15 protein-coding genes are annotated in these 15,554 nt (G+C 47.1%); 2 read left to right on the top strand and 13 right to left on the bottom strand.

The window, feature by feature from the left end; translation table 11 throughout:
• Positions 1-16: 16 nt before the first annotated feature.
• The 10 genes from ACWWFX_RS20500 to serB form a co-directional block, all read right to left on the bottom strand.
• The gene (locus tag ACWWFX_RS20500) at positions 17-787 is read right to left on the bottom strand and encodes a CatB-related O-acetyltransferase (RefSeq protein ID WP_473224650.1); all 771 of its coding nucleotides are present in this window, start codon (positions 785-787) and stop codon (positions 17-19) included.
• A 279-nt stretch (positions 788-1,066) separates the two neighbouring features.
• Positions 1,067-2,560, bottom strand: coding sequence for a glycosyltransferase (locus tag ACWWFX_RS20495; RefSeq protein ID WP_473224649.1), 1,494 nt, complete (start codon positions 2,558-2,560; stop codon positions 1,067-1,069).
• A 58-nt stretch (positions 2,561-2,618) separates the two neighbouring features.
• On the bottom strand, positions 2,619-3,824 hold the full coding sequence (locus tag ACWWFX_RS20490) for a stealth conserved region 3 domain-containing protein (protein WP_473224648.1): 1,206 nt from the start codon (positions 3,822-3,824) through the stop codon (positions 2,619-2,621).
• Positions 3,790-4,149 carry a hypothetical protein gene (locus tag ACWWFX_RS20485; protein WP_473224647.1) on the bottom strand — a complete coding sequence of 120 codons (360 nt, stop codon included), beginning with the start codon at positions 4,147-4,149 and terminating at the stop codon, positions 3,790-3,792. Before ACWWFX_RS20485 ends, ACWWFX_RS20490 begins: the two co-directional genes overlap by 35 nt.
• Positions 4,146-5,132 carry a galactosyltransferase-related protein gene (locus ACWWFX_RS20480; RefSeq protein ID WP_473224646.1) on the bottom strand — a complete coding sequence of 329 codons (987 nt, stop codon included), beginning with the start codon at positions 5,130-5,132 and terminating at the stop codon, positions 4,146-4,148. The genes ACWWFX_RS20485 and ACWWFX_RS20480 overlap by 4 nt, the downstream gene beginning before the upstream one ends.
• An 18-nt stretch (positions 5,133-5,150) precedes the next feature.
• The gene (locus tag ACWWFX_RS20475; RefSeq protein WP_473224645.1) at positions 5,151-5,816 is read right to left on the bottom strand and encodes an ABC transporter ATP-binding protein; all 666 of its coding nucleotides are present in this window, start codon (positions 5,814-5,816) and stop codon (positions 5,151-5,153) included.
• On the bottom strand, positions 5,813-6,589 hold the full coding sequence (locus tag ACWWFX_RS20470) for an ABC transporter permease (protein ID WP_473224644.1): 777 nt from the start codon (positions 6,587-6,589) through the stop codon (positions 5,813-5,815). The genes ACWWFX_RS20475 and ACWWFX_RS20470 overlap by 4 nt, the downstream gene beginning before the upstream one ends.
• Positions 6,590-6,978: 389 nt before the next feature.
• On the bottom strand, positions 6,979-8,211 hold the full coding sequence (gene nadR, locus ACWWFX_RS20465) for a multifunctional transcriptional regulator/nicotinamide-nucleotide adenylyltransferase/ribosylnicotinamide kinase NadR (protein WP_108475582.1): 1,233 nt from the start codon (positions 8,209-8,211) through the stop codon (positions 6,979-6,981).
• Positions 8,212-8,543: 332 nt separating this feature from the next.
• Positions 8,544-9,929 (bottom strand): DNA repair protein RadA, encoded by a 1,386-nt coding sequence (radA, locus tag ACWWFX_RS20460; RefSeq protein ID WP_473224643.1) that lies wholly within the window; start codon positions 9,927-9,929, stop codon positions 8,544-8,546.
• A gap of 10 nt (positions 9,930-9,939) precedes the next feature.
• Positions 9,940-10,911 carry a phosphoserine phosphatase gene (gene serB, locus ACWWFX_RS20455; protein WP_276221874.1) on the bottom strand — a complete coding sequence of 324 codons (972 nt, stop codon included), beginning with the start codon at positions 10,909-10,911 and terminating at the stop codon, positions 9,940-9,942.
• A gap of 104 nt (positions 10,912-11,015) precedes the next feature.
• Here serB and ACWWFX_RS20450 point away from each other — a divergent pair, with 104 nt between their 5' ends.
• Both ACWWFX_RS20450 and lplA read left to right on the top strand, forming a co-directional pair.
• Complete coding sequence (locus ACWWFX_RS20450) at positions 11,016-11,657, top strand: YtjB family periplasmic protein (protein ID WP_015966018.1); 642 nt, start codon at positions 11,016-11,018, stop codon at positions 11,655-11,657.
• A gap of 14 nt (positions 11,658-11,671) precedes the next feature.
• Positions 11,672-12,688 (top strand): lipoate--protein ligase LplA, encoded by a 1,017-nt coding sequence (gene lplA, locus ACWWFX_RS20445; protein ID WP_015966019.1) that lies wholly within the window; start codon positions 11,672-11,674, stop codon positions 12,686-12,688.
• Positions 12,689-12,774: 86 nt separating this feature from the next.
• On the opposite strand, the gene ACWWFX_RS20440 is transcribed toward lplA, so the two are convergent.
• The 3 genes from ACWWFX_RS20440 to deoB form a co-directional block, all read right to left on the bottom strand.
• The gene (locus ACWWFX_RS20440; RefSeq protein WP_276221868.1) at positions 12,775-13,263 is read right to left on the bottom strand and encodes an REP-associated tyrosine transposase; all 489 of its coding nucleotides are present in this window, start codon (positions 13,261-13,263) and stop codon (positions 12,775-12,777) included.
• Between the two features lie 233 nt (positions 13,264-13,496).
• Positions 13,497-14,216 (bottom strand): purine-nucleoside phosphorylase, encoded by a 720-nt coding sequence (deoD, locus tag ACWWFX_RS20435; protein WP_015966021.1) that lies wholly within the window; start codon positions 14,214-14,216, stop codon positions 13,497-13,499.
• A 107-nt stretch (positions 14,217-14,323) separates the two neighbouring features.
• Positions 14,324-15,547, bottom strand: a complete 1,224-nt coding sequence (gene deoB, locus ACWWFX_RS20430) for a phosphopentomutase (RefSeq protein ID WP_276221865.1) — start codon at positions 15,545-15,547, stop codon at positions 14,324-14,326.
• Between the last annotated feature and the right edge of the window lie 7 nt (positions 15,548-15,554).

Here is a 15,554-nt window from a genome sequence, read left to right as displayed (position 1 = left end):
TGCATTAGATAATGCTTTATTTATGGTCAACAACTATACTATTGATAATATCATCTTTCCCAATGACATTGGGGCGGTATTCATCTAACTTCCGAAGCATGATCTTTTCTTCTAGGGAATTAATAAACACCTCAGGTTGATTAGCTGTTAAAAATTTCAAATCATTTTTATGAAAACGCCACCATCGCAAGCGTAAAAGGCTCTCTATCACAACATCATCAAATCTGGGTTTCATAATCTTTGCCAGTACACCGCCTACGATCATAAATGGCGGAACATCTTTTGTTACAACCGAGTTTGCGGCAATAACCACTCCATCACCAATTTTAATATCAGATTTTAAAACCACATTTTCTCCAATCCACACATCATTTCCAATTGAAACTCTCCTTTTTGTTCTTGCCAAATGAGTAACCGTAGTTGCATCTAAATCATGATAGTCTGGTTCATAAAAAATAGGAGATGTAGAAACCCAATCAGTGAAATGTTTTGCTCCCATAATTCTGACATTCTTTGCTATACTTGAATACCTTCCAATACTCACTCCGTAACCTAAATTTGATCCAGAATAAGAAAATGCTCCCATTGAATATAAAGTATCTTGTTTTCCAAACAACTTAAAATCCCCCTCAATTTGCAAGTCATTATTTATACCAATCATCATATCTTTATTTTTTGACCAAAAAGCACACCCTACATTTAATGACTTAATATATTTTTCTATTTTATAAAACTCAATCTTAGTTATTTCGTTGGATAATGTAAAAATACATTTTTCAGTTAACATGATAATATCACCATTAATATATATTAATCTTAAGAAAAAACAAAAAATATAAAAGAGTGTTTGCAATATTATCCTGATAAAAATCTAATATTCGCAACAATGGATAATTAAAATAAAATTTAATGATAGTAATATACTCGTGATACTTCAAGTTGCATGTTGCTCTTGCAGCATTGTTCCCACAAGGCTTGGCACACATCACTGACCAAACATGCATCTTCAAGTTTATCGCGTATATACATCGGATTTAATAAGTTCCGAAAATCTATTAATGCATTTCTATTCCCCATTAACTATTATGGCAAGCCAGTTTTTTTCAAAATTTTCGTGGCTAAATTTATCTTGCACAGATTCCCGAACGCTTAAAGAATTTAAATCGGTATTATACATTCTCGTCATGGCCTCAGCGAGAGCCTCAGGCGTGTTAGCCTTAGATATAAAGCCATTATAATTATCCTTGATCATCGTTTTAGCACCGAAGCGAACATCATAACTAACTACAGGTGTTCCGTTGCTCAAACTTTCCAAAATTGTTAATCCAAATGTTTCGTAACTCGATGAAAATATCATCATACCAGCCCGCTGAAATTCCTTGTCTACATCATGTGCGAAACCACTGAACTGCACGACGGCATCAAGTCGTAGTTCTTTGACTAGTCTTTTAAGCTTTTCAGTATCATTCCCTTGACCAAAAATATTTAGCCTAGCATCAGGGTTGGTAGTATAAAAAAGCCCAAATGCTCTAATTTGATCATCAACCCTTTTTTGTTTTTGGCTTTGTAAGCGACCAATGGAGATAACAAGATTATTGTCACGGCTAATACCGTCTATAGTTGCCTTTAAGGTTATACCGTATGGAATAACCCTAAAATTATTTTTCAAATGCGGAAAACTTTCACTATATTCTTTTTTAGCATCCTCCGTGAAAACAATTATTCTGTCATTCTTAGCTAAAGGATAAACTGGATCAGTTAACGTCTTATATTCGGGGTTAATACCACTATCCGCATATTGATTGATAGCAATCTCATGCCAGACGTGAATTTTACGAACAGAGTGTTTAATTTTATCCAGAACATCGTCATAATATCGAACATCAGAGATAATTACATCACCATCAGAAAGAACATCATTCAAAAATACAACATTATGCTCAAGAAGAGTATCCGAATACACAACATCCCCATTGCGCATTCGATACAAATAATTTTTTATATTTCCGTCTTCTCCACATATAAAACCAGCACTGACAAATCCAGTATCATTCAAGTAATATCGAGCAAGCAAATTATCTTCATAATAAACTTCTCTAAAAACAATATTTTGTCTGTCATCCAAAGAAAATACTTCCACTGTACCATCGGAATGAAATTCACGTAACCGAATGATCTTATTATCATTTACATAAACTTTAATTTTCCCTCTAGATAATGTAGATAATATGCAAGCCTCTTGAGCTCCTTCGAATATTTTCCCCTCAATACTAAGATTACCAGTTCGCTGTCGCAAATAATCCATATAATTGCATGTATGGGCTGTAGGTTCTACACGAACCTCTTGCCAAGGGTTTATGGCAGGAAATATTTCTTTATATTTAGAAAATACTGCCTTTAGCTCCTTAGCAGGATATTTTCCGGAACTCATTTCAATTAATGTCGTATCGAAATGCTTTCGCAAAAGCAAGATTCGTTCAATAGTTGCTTTTGTCCGCCCACCGGCCTCTTCGTATACTCTGGATGTTAATATAAAGACTCGAGGTTTTTTGCTATTCATATTCACTCTTCTTATTATTTTATTGAATTATATATAATCACTATCATTAAAAAATATCTTAATCATCTTTGGGTTGCTCTTGTGAATCATCTATTTCCCAAGGAGCTTTTTCTGCATATCTTTTGTTAAAAAAATTGATTGTATGCTTTTTATACTCATCATCTAATGAACTTCCATTTCCATCATTGAAACATAGTATTTTATATTTAAAACTATCTTTTGATAAAATTGACTTTATATTTCCAGGTCTAACAATCATACTTGACAACTCTGATTTAACAGATTTCCCCGTAACAAATGCATAATGATGGTACAAAAAAGAAGTCACATTAACGTCGGTGTTAGATCTTAATTTTGAGGAACGAGTTAGAAAAAATGCCTCAGGATATTTTTCTTCCAACTCCATTAGAATGGATTTATTTAAACTATAAGGAACATGTCTGTGGAGATTCCTTGCTTCATATTTAGGATAGTTTTTCTTAATCAACTTATGAGAGTTAATTGATGCTTGCATATAATCAGGAATATCTAGGAGTTTTGTATCTGGATAAACCATACCGTAAGGTTCAAAATACGATATTGAACGCCCAGTTTCATCATAAAAATCAGATGGCAGGCATGGTTGAGATAACATGAAGTCATCATTTAGGTAGATGAATTTTTCAGATAATCCGGGGATTCTATGTAAACAACTTTCAATTGCATGTGAGTTGAATGTTGGCAACATTTCTTCGTTAGGGAAAATATTTTCATGCTCAACCCATACTATCTTATCAGAAGTTGACAACCATTTCGGTTTCGCACAATTCGAAACAATAAAAACCTTGTTTACCCAAGGGGCATATTTATAAATAGACCTCAACGAATACTTTAACTCATCATTATTAGTAAACCGATCAGGATCAAAGTTATCTTCAGGATAAGTTTCTAACCATTTCTCCTGCCATTCCATATCAGCCTGATTTACCCAAGTATATACGACATCAATATTTTCAATGATATCCCTGCTAACAAATATACTTTCTATTTCATCTATAGCACATTTTCGTATCATTGCTTTATTAGATCTAACGACAGCAAGTCCATCAATACTGATATCATACAGATAAAAATGAAGAATGCTCATGTTCCCAATTTGATTGCTAACCTCTATAATGAAATCGGGTCGAGATGATAACTTTTGAGTAATGTTAGCAATATCAAATTTGTCTTCATATTTAATATATACACTATACCCCCCCCCCCAGTGTATATATACAAACATCCATAGACATGGCTTCTCTAATGTTATAAATAAGACTAACAAGTCCATTGAGATAACCACTCCATATTAGCAGCCCATTCTTATCAAATCCATCCTCAGGAGAAACGCCTGTATTCAAAGCATTTTTAATATACTCAGGTAGTCCAATTTTATTTATTTCAAAAATATCTATTATAGAAGCTGGCTGAGTGTTTTTATTTTCATTGGTTTGTTTTTGTTGTGGTAAACCATTATAAACTTTCTTTCTAAAGTAATCATAAAAAAACATGTTGGGATTTTTTAATAATTTTGATATTTTTTTATAACGAAAATGCTTATTGTTCATTTAAATAAAAACCTTAGTTTCTTTTTGAAAGTTTCATATCTATCGATATGACCTGGTTTATTCTCAAATAAAATAGAAAAATTATGAATATTTAAATCTCTATTTCGGCACTCATTGATAAAATCGACAATCAAAGTATCTTTGTAGGCTTGATCAACATTTTCTGTAATAACGCAATGTTTTTCCATAAAAATATTTTTATTAACTACTCTGGATGAGTGATACGAACTATCTTTCTCATGGTATAAATGAAATGCAAACTCCTTATTTAATAGACAATCTATGCATAACTTACCAAGATATTTTCTAAAACCAACTGCAAATAAAGGTGATCTAGCTACCTTATCTAAATAAAAATCATCGCAATAATCAAATATATTATATAGTTTTGAAAGTCTTAATAAAAAATCAAAATCTTCATACCCATGCCCCTCATAACTAATATCAAAACCGTTTATGGCCTCAAAATCATTACTTTTCATTATTGTCAAAGATGAAGGGCTCGCAAGATGCAAAAATTCCTTACGTGAAAAAGAGAAATACTTTTCTTTCAACGTTGATAAATTTTCTATACCTGAAAGCAGTCTGGCACTTCCATATTTCGAAAGATATAAGCACGGTAAAATGTAAAATGGTCGGACATTACTTGAGAGCAACTTTACGTATTTATATAACATGCTAAAATCAGGATAGATATCAACATCATATATTACTACATACTTTGTCATTACTTTTTCAAACGCCACATTTCTCAAAAGAGATGAATTAACGCTTGAATTATTTCGAACTATTTTATTGACAACTACATTCTTATAGCTTGACAATGCCCGATAAAATTTTTCATCCCAAAAAGTTTCACGATCATTTAACCCGAATACCAATTTTATTTTTTCTTTCCCTGCCTTCACAGCAAAAAAAATAGCCTTATTAAAAATATCACTAGGTCTAAAAGTAAGATCTATTGGGATTATTATAGTAAACATTACAAACCTCGTGAAAAACTAAACACCTTCATCATATTTATATAAACAAATAGCTTCATCTATATCATAACAGTGTTTAACCTCATTATTTCTACCAATAAACAAGGCTGTATCACAATAATGTGAAAGAAACTTTAAACTATGAGATACCATTAATAAATTAGAGCCCAACATGTTTTTATTAAACAATTCCTCACATTTCTGCTTAAACCTTGCATCACCCACTGCCGTCACTTCATCCACCAGATAATAATCAAACTTAAACGCCATGCTTAAGCCAAACCCCAGACGCGAACGCATCCCGGAGGAGTAGGTTTTAATCGGCATATCAAAGTATTTCCCCAGCTCGGCGAACTCCTCCACAAAAGCGACCTTCTCTTTCAGCTCATCACGGGTGGCATACAGGCGCGCGACAAACTTCACGTTCTCTCGCCCGGTCAGGCTGCCCTGAAAACCACCCGCCAGCCCGACAGGCCAGGAGATGGTGCTGTCGGTGATAATTCGCCCGCTGTCGGGGCGGTCGATACCGCCAATCATGCGCAGCAACGTCGATTTCCCCGCGCCGTTGCGACCAATGATTGCCACACTTTTGCCGCTGGGCAGTTCGATGTTGAGATCTTTAAAAACGTAATGCCGCCCCTGCGGCGTGGGGTAGGATTTAGACAGGTTCTCGATACGGATCATGATGTGAGCATCGCCTCTTCGTTACGGCGATACACCGCCAGCCCAAGAAACAGCACCACCAGCGTACATAGCGCCAGATACGGTAGATTCACGCCCTCGCTGACGTAGTTCGCCACCACGCATTCACGGCTCAGTTCAACGATGTGCACAATCGGGTTCCACAACAGATACGGCCAGTAAGCGCGCGGAATGGCATGCAGGGGAAACATAATGCAGGAGACAAAATAGAGCGGCTTAATCAGGATCGGCAAAAACTTCTCCGTCTCCGGGAAGGCATTCCCAACCACCATAAAGATGAGCCCCACACCGCAGGAGAAAATCACCAGCAGCAACCAGGTGAGAATAAGCGTCACCAGGCGGGTAACTGCGAAGGTTTCTCCGGCAAAGCCGACGATGGTCATCAGTACAATGTACACGCAGCCGTAAATCAGGGTTTCAAGCAACGCGCGGGCGATGATGGTGTCCACCGGCCTGACGGGGCGATAGTTAAACAGCCCCTGGTTAGCTTCAATGGCGCCAATCGACCGTGTCGTAATATTGCTGAAAAGAAAGTACGGGATGATGCCGTTAATCAGAAATACGGGGAAAGAGATATCCGGCATCGTGCGATGCATAATAAAACCGAATACTGCCAGCATCACCAGCATATGCGCCGCCGGTTCCAGCACCGCCCAAAAATAGCCTAAACGGTATTTCCCGAATCGGGTTTTAATTTCACGCAGGAAGAGCGCGCTAACGGCAGCTCGTTGAACTTCAATACCACTTCTGTCCATGGTTTATCCGATAGTTGAATCAGGCACGCTACCGCCCCTGGCTTCAGGCTGCCAGAGCGCCGGTAATGAGTAAAAGTGTGTGAAGGGAGGCATCAGGCGGGGAATGAGTGAGGATGCAGTAGAAATCCATTTTCCATTGCAATTAATAAATCAACATCATTCCCTTGATGTATAATTCAGGAATATCCCAACGTGCGTAATGTAGACCTAAATAGAACAAGTTCCTATTCTATTGCGTCAATATAAACTAAATATTGATTTTAGTTTTTCTAAATAAATAAAATAGTGATGAGTTTAAATTGAATTATTTAATTAATATATATTTTCGGGTGAGGGTTTGGGGTTCGCGGCAGACAACGCGATTTAATCTGCCGCTATAATAGGTCGCTTTATCCCGCTTCGCCCATCAGTTGCTTCACCAGCTCTACGCAGCGCAGGAAGCGCGCATCGTAGTCCGCCTCTTCAACGTGTACGAACTCAATGTTGTTTTCCTTGAGCATCGATACCAGCAGCGACTGAAACTCTTTGCGATCGACAGAGCTGCCCAGGCTGCGTAGTCCGTCGTTGATCCACGGCGTGTTGTTCTCCAGCAGAATCACCAGGTCGAAACGGTATTCATCAATCATCGCCTGCACGAACGGATGCTCGCGGCCTTCATATTTTTTGCAGAACGCCTGGGTGCTAACAAAATCGGTATCGATAAAGGTCACTTTGTTGGCGTATTTCACCGCAAAATCAATGTACTGCGCATGTCCGAGCGCAATTTTGTCGTAATCGGAATATTGCAGCGCCATCTCATCACCGCCCAGATGCGAGAAGACATAATCGCGGCCATATTCCCAGGCGCTGGAGGTGTTGAAGATATTGGCGAGCTTATTCACCAGCGTCGATTTACCGCTGGATTCGCCGCCAAGAATCGCAACCGTGCGCACAAAGAACGGCTTCACTTCGGTGGGGATGTACTCCCAGTAGCGGAACGGGTTCTCACGAATCTGCCCGCCGCTAATGTTCATGAAGGTTCGCTTCGGATCGACCAGCACGGTTTTGATGCCGAGATGTTCAATATACTGCGGGGCATCCAGCTCTTCGGAGGTGTAGATAACGTCGGGTTGAATGCCCTTCTCTTCCATAAAGGCTTTCATGCCGCGGCTCCACACATCCCAGCCGTGCGGGTAAGGCTCCATGCCTTCTTCATTGAAAGCGTGGATGCGAATGTTTTTCTGATATTTAAAGGTTTGCAGCAACCAACGCAGGCGGTCCGGGACGGTGGGCTGTTGCGACATGGCGCTCTGCTCAAACAGCGTGCGGTCGCGCACGTCGTCGTAACCCATGATGATATGCAGCTCGTCCACCTGGCTACAGGCGCGCTGAATCAGGTAGATGTGGCCGGTATGCAGCGGGTAGAACTTACCGAAGACCACGCCAACGGTCTTTTGCAGACGCGGGAACTCCAGACCTAAAAAGCGATGCAGCGCTTCCAGTTTCTGCGCGCTTGGGCTTTTGATTTTGGCGTTCAACAACTGACTGAGGTAGCCCTTGGTCATGCCGCTGGCGTCAGCTACCTGCTGTAGCGTGCAACCTTTCTGACGGATCGCGGTTTTAAGATAGTCGAACGATGACACAAGAGCCTCCTGCTGATGGGGATAAACGATGGTAAAACAATTGTACGCCGTATCCGGCAACGGCGCTGAACTGCGCCTGATGGCGCTGCGCTTATCAGGCCTACGGGATCGGTAGGCCGGATAAGGCGGTAGCCGCATCCGGCTACGGCACCGAACTGCGCCTGATGGCGCTGCGCTTATCAGGCCTACGAGATCGGTAGGCCGGATAAGGCGGTAGCCGCATCCGGCTACGGCGCCGAACTGCGCCTGATGGCGCTGCGCTTATCAGGCCTACGGGATCGCCAGGCCGGATAAGGCGTTTACGCCGCCATCCGGCTACGGCGCGATGTTAATTATAAATCGTCAAAGACGTTTAGCGCATCCGCGAGTTTTTTCACGCCGAATACCTGCATGCCTTCGGGCGGCTTTTTCGGTACGTTCGCGGCAGGCACAATTGCGCGGCGGAAACCGTGTTTGGCCGCTTCGGAAATACGTTCCTGGCCGCTCGGCACGGGGCGAATTTCTCCGGCAAGGCCCACTTCACCAAATACCACGAGATCCTGCGGTAGCGGCCTGTCGCGCAGGCTGGAGACCATCGCCAGCAGCAGCGCCAGGTCGGCGCTGGTTTCGGTGACCTTCACGCCGCCGACAACGTTAACGAACACGTCTTGATCCGCCATCTGCAAACCGCCATGACGATGCAGCACCGCCAGCAGAATCGCCAGACGGTTCTGCTCAAGCCCAACAGCCACGCGACGCGGGTTCGACATCATCGAGTGATCCACCAGCGCCTGAATCTCAACCAGCAGCGGGCGCGTACCTTCCCACACCACCATCACCGAGCTGCCGGACGTCACTTCATCCCCACGGCTCAGGAAGATAGCGGATGGGTTGCTGACTTCGCGCAGCCCCTGTTCAGTCATCGCGAACACGCCCAGTTCATTCACTGCGCCAAAACGGTTTTTATGGCTGCGCAGGGTGCGGAAGCGCGAATCAGCATCGCCGTCCAGCAGCACCGAGCAGTCGATACAGTGTTCCAGCACTTTCGGGCCCGCCAGCGAGCCATCTTTGGTCACGTGGCCAACCATCACAATCGCCACGCCGCGCGTTTTCGCAAACCGCGTCAGGTAAGCTGCGGTTTCGCGCACCTGTGCCACGCTGCCCGGCGATGACTGAATATCCGCCATGTGCATCACCTGGATGGAGTCGATAACCATCAGCTTCGGCTGCTCTTCTTCAGCAATCATGCAAATCTGTTCGATGCTGGTTTCTGACAGCATATTGAGATTGGTGGTCGGCAGGCCGAGACGATGCGCACGCATCGCCACCTGCTGTAACGACTCTTCGCCGGTGACATACAGGGTTTTCATCTGCTCAGCGAGTTTACATAGCGTTTGCAGCAGTAACGTCGATTTCCCCGCGCCGGGGTTACCGCCGATAAGAATCGCGCTCCCTGGCACCACGCCACCGCCCAGTACGCGGTCAAACTCTTTAAAACCGGTTGAGAAACGCGGCAGCTCTTCCAGGCTGATATCCGACAGCTTCTGCACCTTCGACACGCCAGCGCTGCCCGCATAGCCGCTCAGACGTTCATTACGCGCAACGGTTGGAGAAGCCGCCACACCACGCACTTCGGTGATGGTATTCCAGGCCTGGCAGGCGCTGCACTGCCCCTGCCAGCGCGGATAATCCGCACCACATTCATTACAGACAAATGCGCGTTTTGGAGCTTTCGCCACGTTTTACCTCTTATTCCTGATTCAGGCTGCCCGTCAGAATGCACAGCACCCCAATCAGGTCAGCGTGACGGATGGTGACTTCCGTCTGTTCATTAACTTTCGGCTTGGCATGATAAGCGATACCCAGCCCAGCCGCTTTGATCATCGGCAGATCGTTCGCGCCATCGCCAATAGCGACGGTCTGATCTTTCGGAATATCATACTGTTCAGCAAGGCGCTGCAACGTATTGGCTTTATATTTCGCATCAACGATATCGCCTACCACTTCGCCCGTCAGCACGCCGTCCATAATGCCCAGTTCGTTGGCAACCGCAGCAGTCAGACGCAGCTTATCGCGCAGATATTCCGCGAAGAAGGTAAAGCCGCCGGAGGCTATCGCCACTTTCCAGCCCAGCGATTCCAGCTTCAGTACCAGTTGGGTTAAGCCCGGCATTAATGGCAGATCGTCGCGGACCTGACGCAAAATATTGGCATCCGCGCCCTTAAGCGTCGCAACGCGCTGACGCAGGCTGGCGGCGAAGTCGAGTTCACCACGCATCGCGCGCTCGGTCACTTCAGAAACCAGCTCGCCGGTACCGGCCAGTTTGGCGATTTCATCAATGCATTCAATCTGAATAGCGGTGGAATCCATATCCATCACCAATAATCCAGGCGTACGCAGGTGTGGGATTTTCCCCAGCGGCGCAACATCCAGCCCGGCGTCGTGTGCCAGTTTGGTCGCGCGCGGCGTTAATGACCCGGCCAGGCGAATAACCTGATAATCTTCCACACACCAGGCCGCAACAATCACCATTGCCGCGCCCAGCTTGCGCTGATAAGAGGTTAACTGGGGTTTATCCAGCCCGCGTCCGTAGAGCAGCCAGCCGCTACGTCCGGCATGATAATCCAGTGGCATCACTTCATCGCCACTTAAAGAAAGCGGCAACCCAGGCCACAAGGAGACATCTTCAGGCAGGTCGCACCAGGTCAAACTGTTCGGCATTACAGCTCCACTCCACTTCATTAAGGCCAGGAAAATAACGCATGAGGCTACCTTGTAACCAGCGCTTCTGGCAACATTAAGCTGCAAATTTTCAAAGGTGGAATATGGTACGCGCAAAACTGAAATTTAGACTGCATCGCGCCGTGATTGTCCTGATATGCCTCGCACTTCTGGTGGCATTGATGCAAGGGGCGTCATGGTTCAGTCAACAACACCAGCAGCAGCGTAATCCGCAGCTTGAAGAACTGGCGCGCACGCTCGCCCGTCAGGTGGCGCTGAATCTTGCGCCGCTGGTGCGTAGTGAGACGCCAGATGAGAAAAAAGTCCGCCAGTTGCTCACGCAACTCACCGCTGAAAGCCGCATCCTTGACGCCGGGGTGTATGATGAGAAAGGCGACATGATCGCCCGCGCCGGCGAGAGCGTCGAACTGCGCGACCGTCTGGCGCTGGATGGCAAAAAAGCGGGCGGCTATTTCAATCAGCAAATCGTCGAACCCATTCAGGGCAAAAATGGGCCGCTGGGGTATTTACGTCTGACGCTCGACACCCATACGCTGCCAACAGAAGCCAAACAGGTCGATAACACCACCAATATTCTGCGCCTGATGCTGTTGCTGTCGCTTGCCATTGGCGTAGTGCTCACACGAACGCTGCTACAGGGTAAACGCACCCGCTGGCAACAATCACCCTTCCTTCTCACCGCCAATAAACCGGTACAGGAAGAGGAAGAAGAGAAAAAAGAGTAGAAAGGGAACTCAATATGGCCACTTTACGCCTGCTCCTCTCAGACTCATACGACCCCTGGTTTAACCTGGCGGTTGAAGAGTGTATTTTCCGTCAGATGCCCGCCACTCAGCGCGTGCTGTTCCTCTGGCGTAACGCCGATACCGTGGTCATTGGCCGCGCGCAAAACCCGTGGAAAGAGTGTAATACGCGGCGCATGGAAGAAGACAACGTGCGCCTGGCGCGTCGCAGCAGCGGCGGCGGCGCGGTGTTCCATGACCTCGGCAATACCTGTTTTACATTTATGGCGGGTAAACCGGAGTATGACAAAACCGTCTCAACCAGCATCGTGCTGGACGCGCTGAATTCGCTGGGCGCGGTGGCAGAAGCATCCGGACGCAACGACCTCATCGTGAAAACACCTGAGGGCGATCGCAAGGTGTCCGGTTCGGCCTATCGCGAGACCAAAGATCGTGGGTTCCACCACGGTACGCTGCTGCTCAACGCCGACCTCAGTCGTCTGGCGAACTACCTCAACCCGGATAAGAAAAAACTACAGGCGAAGGGCATTACCTCCGTGCGCGGGCGCGTGGCAAACCTCGTCGAGCTGCTGCCGGGCGTGACGCATGAGCAAATTTGTACGGCGATTACGGAAGCGTTTTTCGCCCATTATGGCGAACGGGTAGACGCCGAGATTATCTCGCCGGATAAAACACCAGACCTGCCGAACTTTGCCGAGACGTTTGCGCGTCAAAGTAGCTGGGAGTGGAATTTCGGTCAGGCCCCGGCCTTTAGTCATCTGCTGGACGAACGCTTCACCTGGGGCGGCGTAGAGCTGCATTTCGACGTCGAGAAGGGGCACATCACCCGTACGCAGGTCTTTACCGACAGTTTGAATCCTGCGCCGCTAGAAGCGCTGGCCGCGCGTTTGCAGGGGTGTTTGTACCGGGCGGATGTGTTACAGCAGGAGTGCGAAGCGCTGTTAGGTGATTTCCCGGAGCAGGAGAAAGAGTTGCGGGAGTTGTCAGCGTGGATTGCGGGGGCGGTGCGGTAATTATTGCCGGATGGCGGCTGCGCCTTATCCGGCCTACGAATCCGTGCGCGGTGTAGGCCCGGTAAGCGCAGCGCCACCGGGCGTTATTATCGCTCTCCGGTCCTGAATTCGTTGATATCCCCCGCCCAACCCGCCGGATAAATTCCCTCTCGCACATCGCGATGAAACGAGGAAAATGGCCAATCCTGAACACGTTTTACCCAACCGTGTTTTACCGGATTAATGTAGATGTAATCCACATGACGGCGATAATCTTCCTCATCGCGAATAGCATGTTCCCAAAAGCGAGGCTGCCAAACAGCGCCGCACATGATTGCTTTGGAGAAGCGTTTTTTAATCTCTCGCCAGCGTGCCGAAAAATCATATTCGTTCTGAGGGAGTGTCCAGATACAGTGAAGGTGTTCCGGCAGAACAACCCAGGCATCAATGTAAAAAGGTTTTTTCTGTTTAACGTCTTTCACCACAGATCTCAGGTCTGCAATATGGTTGACCAACAAATCAGTTTGCCGATTTTTCAAATTCACCGTGAAAAACCAGGTCCCGCCGTTGATGTAATAACGCCGATAGTTCGACATTTTGTTTATCTCCATAAACAAAAAATCAAACGTAGCGTGCAGAAAATAAAAAGCAATTGGGTGGGGAAATAACAGGAAGGGAGTTCGCAATTTCGCGGTAAAAATGCCGGATGGCGGCTGACGCCTTATCCGGCCTACGGGTTCGTGCGCGGTATTGCCGGATGGCGGCTGCGCCTTATCCGGCCTACACCGTAGGCCCGGTAAGCGAAGCGCCACCGGGCACCACAGGCACCTTACTCCTGGTCGCCCAGCAGTACAGATTCCAGCGCGATTTTGATCATGTCATTGAACGTGGTCTGACGTTCAGCGGCAGTGGTCTGCTCGTGGGTACGGATATGATCAGACACGGTGCAGATGGTCAGCGCTTTCGCGCCAAACTCTGCTGCCACACCGTAGATGCCCGCCGCTTCCATCTCGATCCCCAGAATGCCGTATTTTTCCATCACGTCGAACATTTGCGGGTCCGGCGTGTAGAACAGGTCTGCGGAGAAGATGTTACCCACGCGCGCATCAACGCCCAGTGCTTTCGCTGCGTCTACCGCGTTACGCACCATACCGAAGTCAGCAATCGCTGCAAAGTCGTGATCTTTAAAGCGCAGACGGTTTACTTTAGAGTCGGTGCACGCGCCCATGCCGATAACCACGTCACGCAGTTTTACGTCCGGGCGCACCGCGCCGCAGGAACCCACGCGAATGATTTTCTTCACACCGAAATCGGTGATCAGCTCTTTGGTGTAGATGGAGCAGGACGGGATACCCATGCCGTGGCCCATTACGGAGATTTTGCGGCCCTTGTAGGTACCGGTGAAGCCCAGCATGCCGCGAACGTTGTTCACTTCACGCACGTCTTCGAGGAAAGTTTCAGCAATGTGCTTCGCACGCAGCGGGTCGCCTGGCATCAAAACTACGTCAGCGAAATCGCCCATTTCTGCGTTAATGTGTGGGGTAGCCATCGTTTTATCCTTTTATTAATTGTTAATGCCCGATGGCGGCTACGCCTTATCGGGCCTACAAAAACAGAATCGTAGGCCCGGTAAGCGCAGCGCCACCGGGCAAGCAATCACAGCATGTTTTTACCGTATTCCATCGGTGACGTACCGAAGTACGTCGCCAGCGTCTGGCCGATATCCGCAAACGTTTCGCGGTGGCCGAGCGAACCCGGTTTCACTTTCGGGCCATAAACCAGTACCGGGATGTGTTCACGGGTATGGTCGGTGCCCTGCCAGCTTGGGTCGCAGCCGTGGTCAGCGGTCAGGATCAGAATGTCATCTTCCCCTACCAGCTCCATCAGCTCCGGCAGACGGCGGTCGAACAGCTCAAGACCCGCAGCATACCCCGCGATATCGCGACGGTGACCCCAGGAAGAGTCGAAATCAACGAAGTTAGTGAAGACAATGGTCTTATCGCCCGCTTCTTTCATCTCTTTGATGGTCGCGTCAAACAGCGCATCCAGCCCGGTGGCTTTCACTTTTTTGGTGATACCGCAGTTAGCGTAGATATCCGCGATTTTACCCACGGACACCACGTGGCCGTCTTTCTCATCAACCAGTTTCTGCAACACGGTCGGCGCTGGCGGTTCTACAGCCAGGTCGTGACGGTTGCCGGTACGCTGGAAGTTACCGGCTTTGTCGCCGATAAACGGACGCGCAATCACGCGGCCAATGTTGTAACCGCCTTCGGTCAGCTCTTCACGGGCGATTTCACACAGCTCGTAAAGTTTATCCAGGCCATACGTCTCTTCGTGGCAGGCAATCTGGAACACGGAGTCGGCGGAGGTGTAGAAAATCGGCTTACCGGTTTTCATGTGCTCTTCGCCCAGTTCGTCCAGAATCACGGTACCGGAAGAGTGGCAGTTACCCAGGTAACCCGGCAGGTTCGCGCGTTTTACCAGTTTATCCAGCAACTCCTGCGGGAAACTGTTTTGGTGGTCGCTAAAGTAGCCCCACTCGAACAGAACCGGCACGCCAGCGATTTCCCAGTGACCCGACGGGGTGTCTTTACCGGAAGAGAGTTCATGCGCCCACGCGTACGCGCCAACGACTTCTGCATTGCCGTCCATACCCGCGGCGATTTTACCGGTAGAACCCTCATGCGCTTTCACCAGGCCCAGGCGGGTCAGGTTAGGCAGGTTCAGCGGGCCTTTACGGCCATTGTCAGCCTCACCTTTGGCGCAGGCTTCTGCGATATGGCCCATTGTATCCGCACCGACATCGCCAAAGCGGTCGGCATCTTCAGTTGCGCCGATACCAAAGGAGTCCAGCACCATAATAAATGCACGTTTCATCTTGTTC

This window comes from Pseudocitrobacter sp. 2023LY-00077, assembly GCF_055796175.1.
This window is presented reverse-complemented; position numbering and strand designations above follow the sequence as displayed.